The sequence below is a fragment of the Chromobacterium alticapitis genome, from assembly GCF_002924365.1.
GTDB lineage: Bacteria > Pseudomonadota > Gammaproteobacteria > Burkholderiales > Chromobacteriaceae > Chromobacterium > Chromobacterium alticapitis.
The window spans coordinates 1-19049 of record NZ_PQWB01000006.1; the positions used below are offsets into that span (position 1 = coordinate 1).

The 19049-nt window shown below is 58.7% G+C and carries 23 protein-coding genes and 1 tRNA gene; 11 read left to right on the plus strand and 13 right to left on the minus strand.

Features of this window, described 5'->3' with window-relative positions:
* The first annotated feature begins 317 nt into the window (after positions 1 to 317).
* On the plus strand, positions 318 to 611 hold the full coding sequence (locus C2I19_RS21650; protein WP_146056712.1) for a hypothetical protein: 294 nt from the start codon (positions 318 to 320) through the stop codon (positions 609 to 611).
* Positions 612 to 680: 69 nt separating this feature from the next.
* Positions 681 to 1526 carry a hypothetical protein gene (locus tag C2I19_RS21655; RefSeq protein WP_146056713.1) on the plus strand — a complete coding sequence of 282 codons (846 nt, stop codon included), beginning with the start codon at positions 681 to 683 and terminating at the stop codon, positions 1524 to 1526.
* Positions 1527 to 1708: 182 nt separating this feature from the next.
* Here the strand turns inward: C2I19_RS21655 and C2I19_RS00990 are convergent, their stop codons facing one another.
* The gene (locus tag C2I19_RS00990) at positions 1709 to 1888 is read right to left on the minus strand and encodes a hypothetical protein (protein WP_103900866.1); all 180 of its coding nucleotides are present in this window, start codon (positions 1886 to 1888) and stop codon (positions 1709 to 1711) included.
* Positions 1889 to 2023: 135 nt separating this feature from the next.
* Between C2I19_RS00990 and C2I19_RS00995 the strand changes: the two genes are divergently transcribed.
* The 3 genes from C2I19_RS00995 (at position 2024) to C2I19_RS01005 (ending at position 4111) form a co-directional block, all read left to right on the plus strand.
* Complete coding sequence (locus C2I19_RS00995) at positions 2024 to 2977, plus strand: DUF932 domain-containing protein (RefSeq protein ID WP_103900893.1); 954 nt, start codon at positions 2024 to 2026, stop codon at positions 2975 to 2977.
* A 79-nt stretch (positions 2978 to 3056) separates the two neighbouring features.
* Positions 3057 to 3551 carry a DUF3768 domain-containing protein gene (locus C2I19_RS01000; RefSeq protein ID WP_103900867.1) on the plus strand — a complete coding sequence of 165 codons (495 nt, stop codon included), beginning with the start codon at positions 3057 to 3059 and terminating at the stop codon, positions 3549 to 3551.
* A gap of 38 nt (positions 3552 to 3589) precedes the next feature.
* The gene (locus tag C2I19_RS01005; protein ID WP_146056714.1) at positions 3590 to 4111 is read left to right on the plus strand and encodes a DUF5983 family protein; all 522 of its coding nucleotides are present in this window, start codon (positions 3590 to 3592) and stop codon (positions 4109 to 4111) included.
* A gap of 8 nt (positions 4112 to 4119) precedes the next feature.
* On the opposite strand, the gene C2I19_RS01010 is transcribed toward C2I19_RS01005, so the two are convergent.
* Complete coding sequence (locus C2I19_RS01010; protein ID WP_103900869.1) at positions 4120 to 4467, minus strand: helix-turn-helix domain-containing protein; 348 nt, start codon at positions 4465 to 4467, stop codon at positions 4120 to 4122.
* A 165-nt stretch (positions 4468 to 4632) separates the two neighbouring features.
* Here C2I19_RS01010 and C2I19_RS01015 point away from each other — a divergent pair, with 165 nt between their 5' ends.
* The 3 genes from C2I19_RS01015 (at position 4633) to C2I19_RS01025 (ending at position 7237) form a co-directional block, all read left to right on the plus strand.
* Complete coding sequence (locus C2I19_RS01015) at positions 4633 to 5646, plus strand: toxin-antitoxin system YwqK family antitoxin (protein ID WP_103900870.1); 1014 nt, start codon at positions 4633 to 4635, stop codon at positions 5644 to 5646.
* A 31-nt stretch (positions 5647 to 5677) separates the two neighbouring features.
* Positions 5678 to 6214 (plus strand): hypothetical protein, encoded by a 537-nt coding sequence (locus tag C2I19_RS01020; RefSeq protein ID WP_146056715.1) that lies wholly within the window; start codon positions 5678 to 5680, stop codon positions 6212 to 6214.
* 141 nt (positions 6215 to 6355) lie between these two features.
* A complete protein-coding gene (locus C2I19_RS01025) occupies positions 6356 to 7237 on the plus strand; it encodes a GTPase family protein (RefSeq protein WP_158253603.1) in 882 nt (293 codons plus the stop codon).
* A gap of 180 nt (positions 7238 to 7417) precedes the next feature.
* Here the strand turns inward: C2I19_RS01025 and C2I19_RS01030 are convergent.
* The 5 genes from C2I19_RS01030 to C2I19_RS01050 form a co-directional block, all read right to left on the minus strand.
* A tRNA-Met gene (locus C2I19_RS01030) sits at positions 7418 to 7494 on the minus strand.
* Between the two features lie 129 nt (positions 7495 to 7623).
* On the minus strand, positions 7624 to 8235 hold the full coding sequence (locus tag C2I19_RS01035; RefSeq protein WP_103900873.1) for a thiol:disulfide interchange protein DsbA/DsbL: 612 nt from the start codon (positions 8233 to 8235) through the stop codon (positions 7624 to 7626).
* Positions 8236 to 8259: 24 nt separating this feature from the next.
* Positions 8260 to 9018: an SPOR domain-containing protein gene (locus tag C2I19_RS01040; protein WP_103900874.1), complete on the minus strand. Its 759-nt coding sequence runs from the start codon at positions 9016 to 9018 to the stop codon at positions 8260 to 8262.
* Positions 9019 to 9086: 68 nt separating this feature from the next.
* Positions 9087 to 10589 (minus strand): YifB family Mg chelatase-like AAA ATPase, encoded by a 1503-nt coding sequence (locus C2I19_RS01045; RefSeq protein ID WP_103900875.1) that lies wholly within the window; start codon positions 10587 to 10589, stop codon positions 9087 to 9089.
* A 106-nt stretch (positions 10590 to 10695) separates the two neighbouring features.
* Positions 10696 to 10983 (minus strand): accessory factor UbiK family protein, encoded by a 288-nt coding sequence (locus tag C2I19_RS01050; protein WP_103900876.1) that lies wholly within the window; start codon positions 10981 to 10983, stop codon positions 10696 to 10698.
* Between the two features lie 275 nt (positions 10984 to 11258).
* On the opposite strand from C2I19_RS01050, the gene glnK reads away from it, so the two are divergent.
* Both glnK and C2I19_RS01060 read left to right on the plus strand, forming a co-directional pair.
* Positions 11259 to 11597 carry a P-II family nitrogen regulator gene (gene glnK / locus C2I19_RS01055; protein ID WP_021478498.1) on the plus strand — a complete coding sequence of 113 codons (339 nt, stop codon included), beginning with the start codon at positions 11259 to 11261 and terminating at the stop codon, positions 11595 to 11597.
* A 26-nt stretch (positions 11598 to 11623) separates the two neighbouring features.
* Positions 11624 to 12934, plus strand: coding sequence for an ammonium transporter (locus C2I19_RS01060; RefSeq protein WP_103900877.1), 1311 nt, complete (start codon positions 11624 to 11626; stop codon positions 12932 to 12934).
* Between the two features lie 116 nt (positions 12935 to 13050).
* Here C2I19_RS01060 and C2I19_RS01065 read toward each other — a convergent pair whose 3' ends face one another.
* The 6 genes from C2I19_RS01065 to C2I19_RS01090 all read right to left on the minus strand — a co-directional run bounded on the left by C2I19_RS01065 (position 13051) and on the right by C2I19_RS01090 (position 17817).
* Positions 13051 to 13470: a ClpXP protease specificity-enhancing factor gene (locus tag C2I19_RS01065; protein WP_103900878.1), complete on the minus strand. Its 420-nt coding sequence runs from the start codon at positions 13468 to 13470 to the stop codon at positions 13051 to 13053.
* Between the two features lie 9 nt (positions 13471 to 13479).
* The gene (locus C2I19_RS01070; RefSeq protein ID WP_103900879.1) at positions 13480 to 14082 is read right to left on the minus strand and encodes a glutathione S-transferase N-terminal domain-containing protein; all 603 of its coding nucleotides are present in this window, start codon (positions 14080 to 14082) and stop codon (positions 13480 to 13482) included.
* Between the two features lie 153 nt (positions 14083 to 14235).
* Positions 14236 to 14997, minus strand: coding sequence for a cytochrome c1 (locus tag C2I19_RS01075; protein WP_103900880.1), 762 nt, complete (start codon positions 14995 to 14997; stop codon positions 14236 to 14238).
* Between the two features lie 17 nt (positions 14998 to 15014).
* Positions 15015 to 16358 (minus strand): cytochrome b, encoded by a 1344-nt coding sequence (locus C2I19_RS01080; RefSeq protein WP_103900881.1) that lies wholly within the window; start codon positions 16356 to 16358, stop codon positions 15015 to 15017.
* A gap of 14 nt (positions 16359 to 16372) precedes the next feature.
* Positions 16373 to 16957 (minus strand): ubiquinol-cytochrome c reductase iron-sulfur subunit, encoded by a 585-nt coding sequence (petA, locus tag C2I19_RS01085; RefSeq protein ID WP_103900882.1) that lies wholly within the window; start codon positions 16955 to 16957, stop codon positions 16373 to 16375.
* 113 nt (positions 16958 to 17070) lie between these two features.
* The gene (locus C2I19_RS01090) at positions 17071 to 17817 is read right to left on the minus strand and encodes a Nif3-like dinuclear metal center hexameric protein (protein ID WP_103900894.1); all 747 of its coding nucleotides are present in this window, start codon (positions 17815 to 17817) and stop codon (positions 17071 to 17073) included.
* Positions 17818 to 17989: 172 nt separating this feature from the next.
* On the opposite strand from C2I19_RS01090, the gene rfbB reads away from it, so the two are divergent.
* On the plus strand, positions 17990 to 19048 hold the full coding sequence (gene rfbB / locus C2I19_RS01095; protein ID WP_103900883.1) for a dTDP-glucose 4,6-dehydratase: 1059 nt from the start codon (positions 17990 to 17992) through the stop codon (positions 19046 to 19048).
* Position 19049: the final 1 nt, after the last annotated feature.

Here is a 19049-nt window from a genome sequence, read left to right on the forward strand (position 1 = left end):
TTATCAGACAGCACGGCCTTGATTTTTATCGAATTTTGCGAATAAGCCATTGAAGTCAATGGGTTGGCTTCAGTCATGAATATTCATTCCGAGTGCAGCGGCCCTGCCCTGGCCATAAATCCAAGCCAGGCTGCTTGAACGTTACCCTGATAATCCTAGGTGTCAAACCGCCTAAAAAGTTGGCATCGGGCAGTGCTGAGGTTAAATATGCTCACTGAGGTTTTTGCTGAAAATTTGAATATAGTTTTGCGCAAACACAAGCCGTTAAACATTAACCATGTTACACTTGAATCATAAAACCGCACTCGGAGCTTGAAGTGGAAAATAAAACATTTGGGCATGGCAACAATTGGAAATATAATGCTTGCGTCGGCAAAAATAGTGGTGGGGACAACCATGTAATTTACATGGATGGGTTTGAGCGCGCTGTTCGTATTCTGGCACAGTCTTCCCTTGAAGCAGGCCGTGGCTCTGATTGGGAAGATTACCGCTCATACCCTCATGTAGATGCAGTGATTTACCCTATTTGTTTTTGTGCGCGGCATCATGCTGAGTTGTTTATTAAGAATAGCATTCGTGATGTGGGTACAATATTAAAAGTATCTGACTAGATCAGAGGAAAGGCTTCTCTTTACAGTGGAGTTGATGCCACTCATGATCTTGCAAAACTTTGGAATCAATTGAAAGAGCTCGGAAGTGCCGCTGATGGTAGGCTACGCGAGCTGCTTTATCGTATGGACGAATATCTTTCCGACATTAATGCTATGGATTCAACAGGTCAAACATTCCGTTACGCCGTTGACCGAGACGGGAATCAGCATCTTGAAGATTTCCCACTCATAAATTTGGAAAGATTTTATAAGCGATATTTGGAACTCTGTGAATTGATGCGAGAGTTCAGCTACTCAATTGATTACATAGACCTTGAGTATCGCACAGGCTCTTTCACAAATAATCTCTCGCGTGAAGATATTTTCAGATTGGCAAATGAACTTCCTAATTATCAAGAATGGGCGGAAGGTGTAGATTTTAAAGATATTAAGAAAAAATTTATCGATGAGTTTGAATTGAGTAGCCGAGAATTTTCACGAGCCATTGAGATTATTAAATCAAAGCGCCATTTCTCAATTTTTATTGACTTAGAGCAGCCTTTAGATGGGATTAATCAAGAAACATTTGAAAGAATGATTGCTCATTATTGTGGAGATAGAAGTGCATTGCTTTCGAGTGAAGAACTGATAATTCTGGATGCCGTGTATAATACAGGTCAATCTTTCATGTTTGCCGAGGATTATGAACAAGAACTGACAGTTCCCAGCGTGGATTTTGGAAGAGTTGGCTCCATTCTTACAAATACCAATGCAAATAGGAAGTTTCGCTCTGGATTAGAGAAACTAGGCCAGATATCTTTACTGCGTGAATTTGATAACATCTGCAATATGCATGCAGATAAAATTGAGGAAAAAGCAAAAAATGAAAACCAATGGCTTTATGATATAAAAGATGGAAAGCTGACCAAGAGATAAATCTGCGAATTCAAGCAAAAAAACACACTAAGGTATTGGCATCACCTTACATTACCAACAAAATTTACGCCAACTCACTGCAATCCACCAGGTATTAACCTTACCGCACTTGAGCATTAAAACTACCGATCTAAAAATCTAGGCCCTACTTCTGCCCCATTGCTGCACATGGGGCTTTTTTCCTATCTGCTCATCTGCTCAAAAAGCTGCTCCAGCAGTTCCTCCACCTCCGATGAAATAGTTACGCCATCGCTACAAACCGAAGCCAGGTACTTTCTCCGCTCTGCCCTTTTCGCTTCAGCACTTTTCCCTTTTAAAATCAGCGCTACTCGGCTGATGGTCTTCTCAAATATAGCTTTCATGCTGCGCTCCTAATCGAATCTAGATTTTTTCAACTACATATCATCGACTTGAGCTGGGCTTGATTTGTCCCAATCGTTCTCATCCTCCCTCTTCATCCATTTGAAATGATGAAGCCTCCCCTCATGGAGTTCGATATGTCGCATTTAGTGGAAACCATGGCCTATGTCGGCCAAACCCCTTGGCATGGCTTGGGCAACTGCCTGCCGGCTGGGCAGCCTGTCGAGGTCTGGCAGCGCGAGGCGGGACTGGATTGGTCGATTCAGGAAGCGGAGGTGCTGTTCAACACCGCTGCCGATGCCATCCATATCCGCGCTCACAGCGATGCTAAGGTGCTGTATCGCTCGGATACGCTGGCGCCGCTGTCGGTCGTCTCCAGCCGCTATCAAGTGGTGCAGCCGCAGGAGGTGCTGCATTTCTATAACGATCTGGTTCATGCCGGCGGCTTTGAACTGGAAACAGCTGGCGTGCTCAAGGGCGGCCGCAAGTTGTGGGCGCTGGCGCGTACTGGACAGGGTACGCAGGTCAAAGGCCAGGATCAGGTCAACGCTTACTTGCTGCTGGCCACCAGCTGCGATGGCACGCTGTGCACCACCGCGCAGTTCACCTCGGTGCGCGTGGTCTGCAACAACACGCTGCAGTTCGTTGTCGGCCGCGAGGGCGGCGGCGTCAAAGTGCCGCATTCCACCCGTTTTGATCCGAAGCTGGTCAAGGAGTCACTGGGCATTGGTTTGTCGGCTTGGGATCGCTTCATTGTCGATATCAAGCAATTGGCCAACCGTCCCATCTCGCCCGATGAGGCCAAACAGTATTTCAGCGATGTGCTGCGCGAACCGGTGATGGCGTCGCCGGATGACCCGGTTTCACGCGCCATGCAGCAAGTGACTTCCCTCTATGCCGGGGAAGGACGCGGCGCGCTGCTGCCCGGCAGCCATGGCACCGCCTGGGGGCTGCTGAATGCGGTGACGGAATACGTGGATCACCGCCGCCGCTCCCGCAGCCAAGATCACCGGCTGGATTCCGCCTGGTTTGGCCAAGGCGCGCAGCTGAAGGAGAACGCCCTCAAACACGCCTTACAGCTGCTGAACTGACCCATTCCTTTCCCTCGCTCCCCTGCTCTGGCTTGGCCAGGCAGGGGATTTTTTATGCCCGTCACTCGGAGACCTCTCCATGCACCACCGTATCGAAACGCTGGACGGCCGCGTTTGTCCCGCCCAAGACGCCCCCGGCATCCGCCAATGGATAGCCGATCTGCTATCTGGTCCCCATCAAACAGACCCGGCCACGTTGCTGTTGAGCATCAACAAGCTGCCGCAAACCGGCGCCTGGCTGTTGAATCAGCTGCGCACCGCCGAACTCAATGATCAGTTGCGCGTAGGATTGCCGTTCGCCACGCACGGCTTAGGCCAAGTGTGCTGCACGCCAGGCTTTGCCGCCCTGGCCGAGCCTGACCGCTTCCTCGCCGCGATCCGGGCCTCCCGCGTGTTCCATGCCGGTAACGATCCGTATCTGGAGCACGACTTTGGCCAAGTGGAAATCGACGGCGATACCGTGTTCTGGAAGATCGACTACTACGCGCTGGACAGCGAATTTGGCAGCGAAGCCCCCTGGGATGCCCAGCAAACGCGCCGGGTACTGACCCTCATGCTGGCGGAGGAATATTGATGCCGATGCCCCACCAACCCACTGACGCACACTGGATCATGTCTATCCCCGTGCTCTCCACCTCGCACATTCGCCAGCAAACCAACGCCTGGTTGCAGATCAATGTCGGCGGCTGGGTCGAGCTGGAGTACGCCGAGTACAGCCACGGCTTCTTCATCGCCCTGGGTGAAACCGATAACGATCCCGCCGAGCAGTTTCCAGATCATCCCGATCTGCAGCGCATTGCCAGCTGGGTTAAAGCGCATTATCCGGCCGCGACCTGGGTGCGGCTGGACGCGGATGGCGATGAGATCGACGCCTTGCCGAGTTACGACTGGGAAGAGGGAGATACGGATAGCCAGGAGCCCAACAGCAGTGCGGTGCCGTCTGCGCCGCCGGCGATTCTGGTCGTCATTTCAGGCGGGGAAGTCGAAGGCGTGTATGCCTCGCGGTCCGATTGCGAGGTAAAGGTCGTGGATTTAGACGATGCCGACGATGATGCTGAGTATTTCCCGATGAGCGGCTTCGCGGATCAAACCGCGTTTGCCGCCTATCGCGATCAGCTTCATTGCCTGCGCTAGCGCCAGCATCAAGGCTGCGCCAGGCGGTCGCTCAGTTGTTCCACCATGACCACCACCAACTGGCGATCCGCCTGCTTCAAACGAGCCAGCAGTTGTTCTAGGTAGCGCGCCTGATCACCTGGATTGACGCTGGTTTCCGACAGCAGATCATTCACGCTGCAGCCCAATACCTCAGCCAGCTCCAATAGCCGAACCAAGGTTGGCTTGATGCGACCGCGCTCCAGGCGCGATATCGCCTCCAGGCCGACGCCCAGCTTCTCCGCCAGGTCTTCCTGGTTCATCCCCAGCGCCTTGCGATGGCGGGCCACGGCCTGCCCGACCCGCTGGTTCAACTGTTCCACATCAAGGTTTGACATTGCACGCTCCATTTCAACCTTAATGGTCGTGAACCAACCCATTGACATGAAGTGCCCAAAGAGTTGAAATTCAACCTTTTGAGTAGAATTTCAATGCAAAGGGGCGATATACCTCGTCATCCCGAATCGCTCGCCCCTCTCTTCCATCGAATAAGGAAAACTGTGATGAAACCCCTCCCGTGCATCCGCCTGCTCAGTTGCGCGCTGGCTATCGCGCTAGCCGGCTGCTCCGGACATGTCCTGGAGTTTCGCAATGCGGAAGTCGTCAACGGCAAGATCTATAAAAGCGGCGCCAACGAGCCCTTTAGCGGCAAGGTGAGCAATGTGCCCCTCGCCCAGATTTGGGCAAGGCTCCAAGGGCGGAGTGACTTGCTCGCCACTGCAAATAATATCCTCGGCACCGCCATAGACCTCTCTCCCCTCTGCGATGCCCATATCGAAGATGGCCTGTTGAATGGCAAAACAGATTGCAAGCAGCCCAACTCCAGCCATCTCGTCATGCAGTTGAATTTCAGCCAAGGCTTGTTGGATGGAGAGGTCAAGACCTTCACGCCTGACAACAGTGATCAGCCGGTGATCAACGCCACCTTTGCCAAAGGCGCAATCGACGGGAAGCTGGAAGTCTTCAGTCCGCAAACGCATAAGCTGATTTACCGCGTGAACAGAGAGCACGGCATTTTGGTTGGCACAGAAGAGAACTTTGACGCCAACACCGGCAATCTCACAGGGCGCGCTCAATTTGAGAATGGGAAATACCAGGGAGAAATTATCCGCTACGCCCCCGATGGCAAGCGTGTCATTTACCGTGCCATGTCGGTAAATGGCCTCAAAGATGGCATTGAAGAGTCATTCTCTGCAGAAACCGGCAAACCCACCCTGCACGCCGAATGGGCAAACGGTGCGCTGAACGGCACGTATCAGACCTGGAAAGACAATGGCGTCTTGGACATCGATGCCACCTATCAAAACGGCAGTGAAGTGAAATACAGCACAGCCGATGACCGCGAACGCGCGAAAGAAACTGCCCAGTCATCCGACACGCTCAGCGCCTGCCAGGAAGCCTGGGTCGCCGCATTCCGCAAATCCTCCCCTGATGGCGACTTCGCCTTGATCAACCACGATCAGCTAGCGGAGTGGGAACAGCAATGCAAACAAGGCAAATCCCCTGCCAATACCTGAGCCCTTTTACAAACAGCACGATCCGAGAATCGTGCGCTTACCCGTGGAGAACACAATGCGTAAATTGACCCTATTCACCCTGATCAGCTTGCTGAGCTGCGGTTCCGCCTTCGCGGCCGGCGGCAAGAACTCCGCCGAGTATCGCGAAGCCTACCAATGCGCCTTAAACGGTTTAAAAGAAGGCAGCGCAGGTGGCGCCGCGTTCTGCGCGGGCAATTCCCGAGACCCATCCAAGCTGGAAGAAAAAGCCTATGCCGATGCCGAGCGCGACTTTAAGCGGATGAAGAGTGGCGGCACGACTGCGTCGCAAGGCGGCTGCGCCTTCCACCACGCCACCTGGATTGCTAATGGCACCCATGCCGATGGATTCGAAGAAGGCCTGCAGCAGATCACGAATCTGAAGGCTGCCGCCAACTTGGTCTTCATGCGCGAGATGAAGTTTTACGACAGCCGCAATATGGAAATCCCCTGGAACGTGGCGCAGAAATGGTTTTACAAGAAGGGGGATCGCGGCGTGATCTCGCCGTTCGCGAAGAAGACTTGCAATAAGACGCAGCTGACCGGCTAAAGCCTATCCCGCAGCCAGTTTGAACGCTAGCCGAAGATGGCCCCAAGCTGCACTGCGATTCTTTCTGATCCCCTTATTGACGGCATAACACCCATCCTCAGCGCACCGAGGATGGGCGTGCTATTTCTTGGAGAAAACATCATGACACCCCCTGCCTCACGGCAAGAACTGGCGCAGTGGCTGCAACAGCCCTTCCAGTCCCATGCAGATGCATTCAGCGACGAACAGCTGAACAAACTGCGCGAGCGCATCGAGGAGCTGGTGAATTACGAAGCCGCAGTCGGCTTGATGGGCAAAAGCGGCGCCGGCAAGTCCAGCCTGTGCAATGCCCTGTTCGGGCAGGACGTGGCCGAAGTCGATGACGTCGCGCCTTGCACCGTCGGCGCTTCCGAATACACCTTGGCTTACCAGAACGGCAAAGGCATCTCGCTGATTGATCTACCCGGCGTCGGTGAACGCCAGGACAAGGAAGCCACTTACGCCAAGCAATATCAAGAAATACTGCCGGAGCTGGATCTGGTGCTGTGGCTGATCAAAGCGGATGATCGCGCCCTAAGCGTGGACGAGCAGTGCTATCAGCGCCTGATCCTGCCCTATCTGATCGAGCACGATATTCCGCTACTGTTCGTGGTGAATCAGGTAGACAAGATCGAGCCCTGCCGGGAATGGGATTTCAGCCGCAGCATGCCCGGCCCGCAGCAGCTAACCAACATCAGCCGCAAGCAGTTCCAGGTCAGCCAGCTGTTCAACGTGCCATTGACCCAGATCTTCATCACTTCCGCCGTGGAAGGCTACGGCCTACAGATCCTGATCGAGCAAATCATCCATAGGCTGCCCAAAGAAAAAAAGTGGAGCGTCACACGAGAGACCCGCGCCGAGTACGTGACGCCTGCCATGCAGCGGGAATCCATAGGTGGACTGTGGGATACGATCAAAGAAGCCGCCAAGACGATCTTGCGCGAAACCTGGACCACGATCTCCAGCAGAGTGGAGAACTGGTTCAGCAAACTGTTCGGCTGGTAGTAGAGAACAACAGGTAGCTTGAGGAAGGGGATGCTTGGCATCGCATCCTGCAGGAACCGCCTTCTGACCGCGTTGATTCACAGCGACCGAGACGGATCGAATCCGCTTACACAGCGGTTACACGGTCCGGAAAAGCAAAAAGGCCAACTTCGAAAAGTTGGCCTAAGTGCTTGCTTTATTTGGTTGCGGGGGCAGGATTCGAACCTACGACCTTCGGGTTATGAGCCCGACGAGCTACCAGACTGCTCCACCCCGCGTCAGAGAGAACTCATAGTATCTTCTACCACAGTACGCGTCAAGCTTTTTTTACATGAATATTTCACGAAGCGCGTCGCCATGCAAAAGGGCGGCTTGCGCCGCCCTTGCCGGAAGCCTGTGGCCGCCGTTTACTTCTTCTCGCTGCGCGCCTTGGCGATCAGCTCGTTCATCACCTCGGTCATGCGTTCCGGCGTGCTGGTCACCACTACGTACTTGCCGTTGACGATGACGGTCGGCGTGCCCTGGATTTGGTAGTCGCGGGTGATCTGCGCCGCGCGGGCCACCTGGGCGTTGATGCCGAAGGAGTTGTAGGTCTGCAGCAGCTTGCCGCTGTCCACGCCCTTTTGCTGCTTGATCCAGGTGGTGAATTGCTGCGGATCGGACAGATTCACGCGCTGCTTGATCTGCGCGTCAAAGGCCGGGCGATGCAGCTTGTCGAACGTGCCGGTCGCCTTGAAGGTGGCGAACATGCGAGCAAAACCTTCCATCGACTTCTGCCATACGATCTGCTCCTTGCGGAAGCTAACATCGGCCGGCAGTTTCTTGGCCCAGGCGTTCATGGCCGGATCATCGTCGTAGCAGTGGATGCAGTGATAGGAGAAGAACTCGATCACTTCCACTTTTTTCGGATCCGCCACCGGCTGAGGCGTGCTCAGCATGGTGTAATCCTTGCCCAGCTCAATCGCCGCGTTAGCCATGCCACTGGCGGCCAGCAACATCAACAACAACCATTTCTTCATCTTGTTTTCCCGTGTTTGCTTGGTTTACTCAGCTTTCACCACATTGGCTGCGATGCCGCTTTGCTTCAATTGCGCCCGCAAACGGTCCACATCCTCCGTACGCTCCAGCGGACCTACGCGCACCCGGTGCACCATCCCCTTGTCGGGCACAGTGACCGACTGGATCTTGGCCTCCACGCCCAGCAAGGCAAGCTTGGCTTTCAGATTATCGGCTTCATCCTGGTTCTGGAAAGAACCCAGCTGCAGATAAACCCGTTTGGCCGGCGCCGCGGCCGAAGGTTCCCCCGAGCGGCCAGCCTTGGCATCCGAAGTGACCGCGTCGACTTGACCCGGCAGTATCTTGTAGAAATCGAAGCGCTGATCATCCTTGCCGCTTTTGGCCGGCGCGGCGGCATGCGGCTGCGGCGCCGGCTTGGGCTTGACCTCCTGCGGCGCGGCCGGCGGCGGCAGCGGAATGCTTTCAGTGGAATCCAGCGTGGCGTGCGCCTGCGGCTGCGCCGGAGCCGAAGCAGGAGGCGCGGCCTGTTCCGCGGCAATCTTCGTGCCCGGCGCCAGCAATTCGGTCGGCGGCTGGGACGTCTCCGCCTTGCGCTCGTTCTTCGCTTGGAATGGGGCCGGGGAGCGGTTGAGATACATCGCCAATCCCACCGCCACCGCCACGCCGATGATCAGACCCATGATCAGGCCCGCCATCATGCCGCCGCCGCCGCTGCGCGACGAGGAAGACGAGTTGCCGCGTCCGCGCGACGGACGAGGGGAGTTTTTCAGATCTCGATTAGCCATTCACCACTACCGCTATTGTTGTCGAACGAACGGCCGACACGCCGTTCGGATTGATTGATCGGATTCCGTCAGCCGCCCGCCGAAGCCAGCCGCCGCAATTGAATCGCCTGTAAAACATGATTGCGCGCCAGCCGCTCCGCGCCCTGCAAATCGGCAATGCTGCGCGAAACCCGCAGTATCCGATGATAAGCGCGCGCCGACAAGCCAAGCTGCTGCATCGCTTTGGCCAGCGTGGCCAGGGTCTCCGCGTCGCTTCCGCAATGGCGCTCCAGCGCCTCGCCCTGCAAAACGGCGTTCAGACATCCCTGGCGCAGCCATTGGCGCTCTCGCGCCCGCTCCACTCTTTGCCTCACCGCCGCGCTGCCCTCGCCCGCCGCCGCCCTTTGCAGCTCCTCCGCCGTCAAGGCCGGCACCTCCACCTGCAGGTCTATGCGGTCCAGCAAAGGTCCGGAAATTTTACCGCGATATCGCGCCACCTGCTCCGGAGTGCAGCGACAACGGCCGCCGGGATGGCCATGATAGCCGCAGGGACAGGGGTTCATCGCCGCCACCAGTTGGAAACGCGCCGGAAAACTGGCCTGGCGCGCCGCCCGCGAAATATGGATCACCCCGCTCTCCAATGGCTCGCGCAGCACTTCCAGCACTTTGCGATCGAACTCCGGCAACTCGTCCAGAAACAACACTCCATGATGCGCCAGGCTGATTTCCCCCGGCCGGGGATCGCTGCCGCCGCCGACCAAGGCCACGGCGGAGGCTGTGTGATGCGGCGCGCGAAACGGCCTGGCGCGCCAACACTCCGCCCTGAAGCCTTGCGAAGCCAAAGACTGCACGGCCGCGCTCTCCAACGCCTCTTGCGGAGACAGCGGCGGCAGCAGGCCTGGCAAGCGCGAAGCCAGCATGGACTTGCCGGTGCCGGGCGGTCCCATCAGCAGCAGGCTGTGGCCGCCCGCGGCCGCGATTTCCAGCGCGCCGCGCGCGACGGACTGGCCTTTGACATCGGCCAGGTCGGGATAGTTCGGCGCCACGGCGCCCTCCGGCGGCGCCAGCGGCTCCAACGGCTGCAAGCCGTTCAGAAAGGCGCAGGCCTGCAGCAAGCTGGCCACCCCGTAGATCTTCGCGCCCTCGGCAACGGCTGCCTCCGCGGCGCTGTCCGCCGGCAGGATGAAGGCCCTCCCCGCCGCCTGGCAGCGGCAGGCCATGGCCAGCGCGCCGCGCACCGGCCGGAGCGCGCCGCCCAGCGCCAGCTCGCCGGCGAACTCGTATTGATCGATGCCGTCGCACTTGATCTGTCCGGTGGCCTGCAGAATGCCGATGGCGATGGGCAGATCGAAGCGGCCGGAATCCTTGGGGATATCCGCCGGCGCCAGGTTGACGGTGATGCGGCGCGCCGGGAACTCGAAACCGGATGTCAGGATGGCGGCGCGGACACGCTCCCGGCTTTCCCTCACCTCCGCCTCGGGCAGCCCTACGATATTGAACGCCGGCAAACCGTTGGCGAGATGCACCTCCACCGCCACTTCCGGCGCCTGCATGCCCTGCAAGGCCCTGCAATGCAACACGGCCAGCGTCATGGCCCGCCCCTTGTCGGACGCCGGCGCCGGCCGGCGTCAAGAATGAACCGAATACAGCGAGGAATGGCCCGCGCGCGCCGCCGATCTACCTCGGCGCGCCCAGCCGTCAGGAGTGGCCGAGCTCGGACTGCGCCTCGACTGTGGCCGCCGCCTCTTCGGGAAACACTTGCGTTTCCAGCTTGGCCAGGCGCGCTTCCAGCGCGGCCAGTTGTTCGCGGGTGCGCGCCAGCACCGCTTGCTGCACGTCGAACTCCTCGCGCGTCACCAGATCCATCTTGGAAAAGGTGGACGCCATCATGGCGCGGACGTTCTTTTCGATGTCCTTGGCCGGGCTGGCGGCGATGGTCTCGCTGATCTTGGCGCTGATTTCTTCAAACAGTTTCTGGCTCAACATGCTCGCGGCTCCCGCAGTGTCTTGATATCAGGCGCAGTGTAGCAAAAAGCGCCGCGGCGCTCCCGCTTTCCTGTCCCGGCGGCCGCGCCATCCACATGCACCAGAACGGTGCAATCATTTCTGTCGCAGTGCACAAATACAGTGCCATAATGCGCTCAGCCGCTGCTATTGCACCGCACCATTCCCGGCAGCGCGCCTTCGCAAGAGCTGGCACGATTCCTGCATTACCGTTCGCAGCAGAACCAAATCTGTCATTTGCCCGAGAAGGAGCCGTCATGAAACTCGTCACTGCAGTCATCAAGCCGTTCAAGCTTGACGAAGTCCGCGAAGCTTTGTCCGCCATAGGCGTCCAGGGCGTGACCGTGTCCGAAGTCAAAGGCTTCGGCCGTCAGAAAGGCCACACCGAGCTGTATCGCGGCGCCGAATACGTCGTCGACTTCCTGCCCAAGGTCAAGCTGGAAATCGCCATCGACGACGCGCTGCTGGACCAGGTGGTCGAAGCGATCGAAAAGTCCGCGCGCACTGGCAAGATCGGCGACGGCAAGATCTTCGTCTACGACTTGGAGCAGGTGATCCGCATCCGCACCGGCGAAACCGGCGCCGACGCCGTCTGACGCCACGAGACACTGGGGAAACGATAATGAAAAAACAACTCGCTGCAGCGGCCTCCGCGCTCGCCGCCTTCTCCCTGCCGGCCCTGGCCGACGCGCCGGCCGGCCCGGCCGTGGCCGCCGTCAAGGTGATCAACTCCGGCGACACCGCCTGGATGCTGACCTCCACCGCCCTGGTGCTGTTCATGACCATTCCCGGCCTGGCGCTGTTCTACGGCGGCATGGTGCGCAAGAAGAACGTGCTGGCCACGCTGATGCAGAGCTTCGCCATCACGGCGCTGGTGACCGTGTTGTGGGCCGTGATCGGCTACAGCCTGGCCTTCACCGTGGGCAATCCCTACATCGGCGACCTGTCGCGCTTCATGCTGGACGGCATGGTGTACATGAAGGACGCCGGCAAGTTGGCGGTGCATCCGTTGGCCGGCACGATTCCGGAATCGGTGTTCATGACCTTTCAGATGACCTTCGCCATCATCACCCCGGCTCTGATCACCGGTGCCTTCGCCGAACGGATGAAGTTTTCCGCCATGCTGGTTTTCATGGCGCTGTGGTCGCTGCTGGTCTATGTGCCGGTGGCGCACTGGGTCTGGGCCCCCGGCGGCTGGATGGGCGACAAGGGCGTGCTGGACTTCGCCGGCGGCACCGTCGTGCACATCAACGCCGGCGTGGCCGGCCTGGTGACCGCCTTGGTGCTGGGCAAGCGGGTTGGCTTCGGCAAGGATGCCATGCCGCCGCACAACCTGGTGCTGACTCTGGTGGGCGCCTCCATGCTGTGGGTGGGCTGGTTCGGCTTCAACGCTGGCTCCGCAGGGGCCGCCGACGGCCGCGCCGGCATGGCGATGGTCACCACGCAAATCGCCACCGCGATGGCCGCACTGGCCTGGATGTTCGCCGAGTGGATCACCAAAAAGAAACCCTCCGTGCTGGGCATCGCCTCCGGCGCCGTAGCCGGCCTGGTCGCCATCACCCCGGCCGCAGGCTTCGTCGACGTCAAGGGCGCGCTGATCATCGGCTTGGCTGCCGGCGTGGTGTGCTTCTGGGGCGCCACCGGCCTGAAACACATGATGGGTTACGACGACTCGCTGGACGCCTTCGGCGTGCACGGCGTGGGCGGGATTCTGGGCGCGCTGCTGACCGGCGTGTTCGCAGTGAAGGATATCGGCGGCGCCGACGGCAGCCTGGCCACCCAGGCGCTGGGCGTGGGCGTGACCGCGGCCTATTGCGCAATAGTGACCTTCGTGCTGCTGAAGCTGGTGGATATCGTGCTGGGCCTGCGCGTGGCCGAAGACGAGGAGCGCGAGGGTCTGGACCTGGTGCTGCACGGCGAACGCGTGGAATAAACCGGTCTGAAAGATTGTTGTGTAAGGGACTTGGCGGGGCTTCGGCCCCGTTTTTTTTTTGCGAACGACTGACAATAAAAAACCGGCCCAAAGGCCGGTTTCGATAATGCGCCAAGCTATTTGACGATGCGCAGACTGGGACGACCAGCAGGCCGGTGCGGCCCCGGATCGTCGCCATCCGGCTTGTCCGTTTCCGGTTCCGGCTTCTGCGCCTCGGCTTCCACCGGCGGCTCCACCTCGAAGCCCATGCCCTCGCCAGTCTCGCGCGCGAAGATGGACATCACATTGCCCACCGGCACCCAGATGTCGCGCGACACGCCGCCGAAACGGGCGGAGAACGAGATCCAGTCGTTGTCTATCTTCAAGTTCTTGGTCGCGCCATAGGCGACGTTGAGCACGATCTCGTTGTTCTTCACATACTCGCGCGGCACATCGGCGCGCTCATTGACCCACACCACGAGATAGGGCGTATGGCCGTTGTCGCTGCACCACTGGTGCAGGGCGCGGATCATATAGGGCTTGGTGCTGGAGCTCATCGCGTTTCCTTACTTGCGCATCGCCTTTTCGGACGGCGTCAGCGAGTCGATGAAGGACTGGCGCTGGAAGATGCGTTCGGCATACTTCAGGATGGGGGCGGCGTTCTTGCCCAGATCGATGTTGTAGTGCTCGAGGCGCCACATCAGCGGCGCGATGGCCACGTCTATCATCGAGAAATCATCGCCCAGCATGAACTTCTGCTTGGCGAAAATCGGGGCGATGGTGGTCAGGCCGTCGCGGATCGCTTCGCGCGCCTTGGTGGCTTCCTTGCCTGTGGCGCCGGCTTCCAGCGTCTTGACGTGGATGAACAGTTCATTCTCGAAGCGGTACAGGAACAGGCGGGCGCGCGCGCGCATCACCGGATCGGCCGGCATCAGCTGCGGGTGCGGGAAGCGTTCATCGATGTATTCGTTGATGATGTTGGACTCATGCAGAATCAGGTCGCGCTCCACCAGAACCGGCACTTCGTTGTACGGGTTCATCACGGCCAGATCTTCCGGCTTGTTATGGATGTCCACATCAATGATTTCGAAATCCATTCCCTTCTCAAAGAGCACGATGCGGCAGCGCTGGCTAAAGGGGCAGGTGATTCCGGAGTAGAGGGTCATCATGGTGGAGAAAATCCTTGACTAACAGTAAATTGGCGTAGCAGAGCATTTTAGCACTTTCAGCGCAGCAATTTCCAGCAATTCAACACAACATCATGATTTATAAAATAAAAAAGGCGGAATCGCTTCCGCCTTTTCGTCTGTAACCGGCATGCGTCAATGCACGTCGCGCCAGTATTCCTTCTTCAGCAGATACACCAGCGGGAACAGCAGCAAGCCGAGGAACATCAGCACCACATAGCCGATTTGCTGGCGCTTCACCGCCGCCGGTTCGCCCATATACACCAGGAAGTTGGTCAGGTCGGCCATCCGGCGGTCAAACTCGACGGTATTGGCCTTGCCGTTTTCCAGCTTGGTCAGGCTGCCGGCCTTGATCAGCTCCAGCTTGTGCTCCTCGTGGCCCTCCGCGTCCTTCTCGGTCTTCAGCGCCTGCTCGCCCTGCCATTCCCAGAAGATGTGCGGCATGCCCACTTTGTCGAACACCAGATTGTTCCAGCCGGTGGGACGCGACGGGTCGCGGTAGAAGCCGCGCAGATAGCCGTACAGGTAGTCGGCGCCGCGCGAGCGGGCGATCAGCGACAAGTCCGGCGGCGTGGCGCCGAACCAGGCCTTGGCGTCCTTCTTGTCCATCGCCACATTCATCTGATCGCCAATCTTGGCGCCCTCCGGCAGCAGATTCGCCTTGATCTGCTCCTCGGACAGGCCGATGTCTTCCAGACGGTTATAGCGCATCATGCTGGCCGAGTGGCAGGACAGGCAGTAGTTGACGAAGATCTGCGCGCCGCGCTGCAGGCTTTCCGTGTCCTGGATGTCTATCGGCGCCTTCTCCAGCTTGGGGCCGCCTTCATTGGCCAGCGCGACGGAGAACGGCAGCGACAAGGCTATCGCGGCGATCAGCTTGCGCATCTTGTTTTTCATTTTCCTTATCCCCTTGCTTACACGTTCATGGCGAACAGCGCGGCCAGGAACACGGTCAGAGCCACCATCACCAGGAACTGGATCTGGCGCTTGGCGTTGGTGTCGGTCACGCGATCCGGCACCGGGACGCTGCCCACGTCGTTCTTGGTGAAGAACGGCATGCCCAGGAAGAAGGCGAAGTAGACCACCGAGAAAATCTGCGACAGCGCGGTGCGCAGCCCGGTCGGCGGCAGCGCCCCCAGGATGCCCAGGCCGATGAAGGAGGCGATGAACAGCGTCAGCGCGATCTTGAACTTCGGTCCGCGGTAACGGATGGACTTGATCGGCGAGCGATCCAGCCACGGCAGGAAAGCGATCAGCACCACGGCCGCGCCCATCGCCAGCACGCCCCACACCTGGGTGCCGGCAAATGACGGCACGGCGCGCAGGATGGCGTAGAACGGGGTGAAGTACCATACCGGCGCGATGTGCGGCGGCGTCTTCAGCGGGTCCGCCTGGTCGAAGTTGGGGTGCTCCAGGAAGTAGCCGCCCATTTCCGGCAGGAAGAACACGATGGCCGAGAACACCACCATGAACACCACGACGCCCAGGATGTCCTTGACCGTGTAGTACGGGTGGGAATTGATGCCGTCCAGGTACAGTCCCGTTGCCGGGTCCTTGGGCTGCTGCTTGATCTCCACGCCGTCCGGGTTGTTGGAGCCGACCTCGTGCAGCGCCATCAGGTGGGCTACCACCAGCGCCAGCAGCACCAGCGGCACCGCGATCACATGCAGCGCGAAGAAGCGGTTCAGCGTGGCGTCGGACACTACGTAGTCGCCGCGTATCCACACCGACAGATCCGGGCCGATCACCGGAATGGAGCCGAACAGGTTGACGATCACCTGCGCGCCCCAAAACGACATCTGGCCCCATGGCAGCAAGTAGCCCATGAAGGCCTCGGCCATCAAGCACAGGAAGATCAGCGTGCCGAACACCCACACCAACTCGCGCGGCTGCTTGTACGAGCCGTAGATCAGGCCGCGGAACATGTGCAGATACACTACGACGAAGAACATCGAGGCGCCGGTGGAGTGCATGTAGCGGATAATCCAGCCGCCCGCCACGTCGCGCATGATGTATTCGACCGAGGCGAAGGCCACAGGCACGCCGGCGGCGTTCAGCGAGGCGTCCGGCTTGTAGTTCATGGTCAGGAAGATGCCGGTGACGATCTGCAGCACCAGCACCAGCATGGCCAGCGAGCCGAAGAAGTACCAGAAGTTGAAGTTCTTGGGAGCGACGTACTTGCCCCATTGGCTTTCCCACAGGGCGGTCAGCGGAAACCGATCATCCACCCAGTTCAGCAGCTTTTGCGCTTTGCTCATTTTTCGCCCTCAGCTTATTTGTCGTCGCCGATCAGCAGACGGGTGTCGGACAGATACTTGTGCGGGGGAATTTCCAGGTTCTTCGGAGCCGGCACGCCCTTGAACACGCGGGCGGCCAGGTCGAACTTGGAACCGTGGCAGGGGCAGTAGAAACCGCCCAGCCATTCCGGCCCCAGATCGGCCGGCGCCAGATCGGGGCGGAAAGTCGGCGAACAGCCCAAGTGAGTGCAGATGCCGACCGCAACCAGATACTCGGGCTTAATCGAACGATGTTCGTTCTTGCAATAAGACGGCTGCTGCTCGGCGTCGGACGTGGGGTCTACCAGCTTGGGGTCGTTCTTCGGCAGATTCTTGAGCTGTTCCGGCGTGCGGTTGAGAATCCACACCGGCTTGCCGCGCCATTCAACGTTGATCTTCTGTCCCAGTTCTATCTTGCCGATGTCGACCTCGACCGGCGCCCCCGCGGCTTTCGCCCGCTCTGACGGGAAAAAGCTCATGAAGAAAGGCGTGGCCGCGCCGACTACCGCAACCCCTCCAACAGCGCTGGATGCCACCGTCAGAAAGCGCCGACGCCCAGTATCGACTTGTTGTTCACTCATACAATCATCCTCAATCGTGGAAATCGAGCCCTAAACCGTCTAATTTTACCCGATTACTAGTAGGGACTTGAAGCATCTATGCAAATAAACTGCTGTTTTGGACACTCCAAAGCCTAAATCGGATTGTTTATATCAATAAATTCCACTTCTATGCCCATGGATTGCATTAAATGCCCGCCCAGCGCCTGGATGCCATAGCGCTCCGTGGCATGATGTCCAGCCGCAATGAATGCGACATCGCTTTCCATCGCCATGTGAAAATTCTGTTCCGATGCCTCTCCGGTGATGAAGGCATCCACGCCCAGCGTGATCGCCGCCTCGAAAAATCCCTGCGCGCCACCTGTGCACCAGGCGACCCGCCGCACCGGCTTGTCCTGTCGGCCCAATAACACTGCGCTTCTGCCCAGCATAGACGAAACATGCTGACTCAGCCGGCTTGCATCGCCCGCGGCCGCCCATTCGCCATGCCACAGCAGGCCCTGGTCCCCCGTCTGCCCCCGGGGCTCCAAGCCTAACACTCGTCCCAGGCTCGCGTTATTGCCCAAGATCAAATGTCCGTCCAATGGCAAATGATATGCCAAAAGGCTGATATCGTTCCGCAGCAAACTCCCGACTCGCCGGCGTTTCATGCCGCGTATGCTCGGGTCTTCACCCTTCCAGAAATAACCGTGGTGCACCAGCACCGCGTCCGCGCCGCGCTCAATCGCCGCGTCTATCAAGGCCTGCGAGGCGGTCACGCCGGTCACGATCTTGCGCACCTCGCCTCGCCCCTCCACCTGCAGCCCGTTCGGCGCATAATCCTTGTAACGCCAGGGCTCAAGCAGCCCGTCCAGCGTCTCGATCAAATGATCCAGTCGCATCACCATCGCCTCCTTAATATGCATGGGCAGTCCGATTGCGGCGCGCTTGCCGCCCCTCGGATTGCGCCGGCATCCGCCGGCATTTAGAACTTGATAAAATGACGGTTTACGGCGCTCGCGCCGGCAGCCGAGCCCATAACAAAATGCAACCCGATCATAACAGGATGCTGCAATGACAATTCTCGTAACAGGCGGAGCCGGCTTCATCGGCGGCAACTTCGTTCTCGATTGGCTAGCCAGCCAGAATGAAACCATCGTCAATCTGGACGCGCTGACTTACGCCGGCAATCTGGAAACCTTGCAATCGCTGCGCCAGGACGCCCGCCATGTATTCGTCCATGGCGATATAGGCGATAGCGAGCGGATTTCCGCTCTGCTGCGGGAGCATCGTCCCAGAGCCATCGTCAATTTCGCGGCGGAAAGCCATGTAGACCGCTCCATTCACGGCCCCGGCGATTTCATCCATACCAATATCGTCGGCACCTTCAATCTGCTGGAATGCGCCCGCGAATATTGGAACGGCCTGGAAGGCGGCGAGCGCGAGGCATTCCGTTTCCTGCACGTTTCCACAGATGAAGTCTATGGCAGCCTGAGCGCTGAAGATCCGCCGTTCGCGGAAACCAACCGCTACGAGCCGAACAGCCCCTACTCCGCCTCCAAGGCCGCGTCCGACCATCTGGTCCGCGCCTGGCACCATACTTATGGCTTGCCGGTGCTGACCACCAATTGCAGCAACAACTACGGCCCCTACCATTTCCCGGAAAAGCTGATCCCGCTGGTTATCCTTAACGCGCTGGCGGGCAGGCCTCTGCCCATTTACGGCGACGGCCAGCAGGTTCGGGATTGGCTATATGTGAAAGACCATTGCAGCGCCATTCGCCGCGTGCTGGACGCTGGCCGGCCGGGCGAAACCTATAATGTCGGCGGGTGGAACGAAAAAGCCAATTTGGACGTGGTGCGCACCATCTGCGCCATTCTCGACGAGTTGCGCCCCCGCGATGATGGCAAGGCCTATCAGGAACAGATCCGTTTCGTCGATGACCGTCCCGGCCACGACAGGCGCTACGCCATAGACGCGCGCAAGTTGGAGCGCGAACTGGGCTGGAGGCCCGCGGAGACGTTCGATAGCGGCATCCGCAAGACCGTCGAATGGTATTTGTCCAACTCGAAATGGATAGCCCACGTCAGCGACGGCAGCTATCGCGACTGGCTCAACAAACAATACGGCTGAA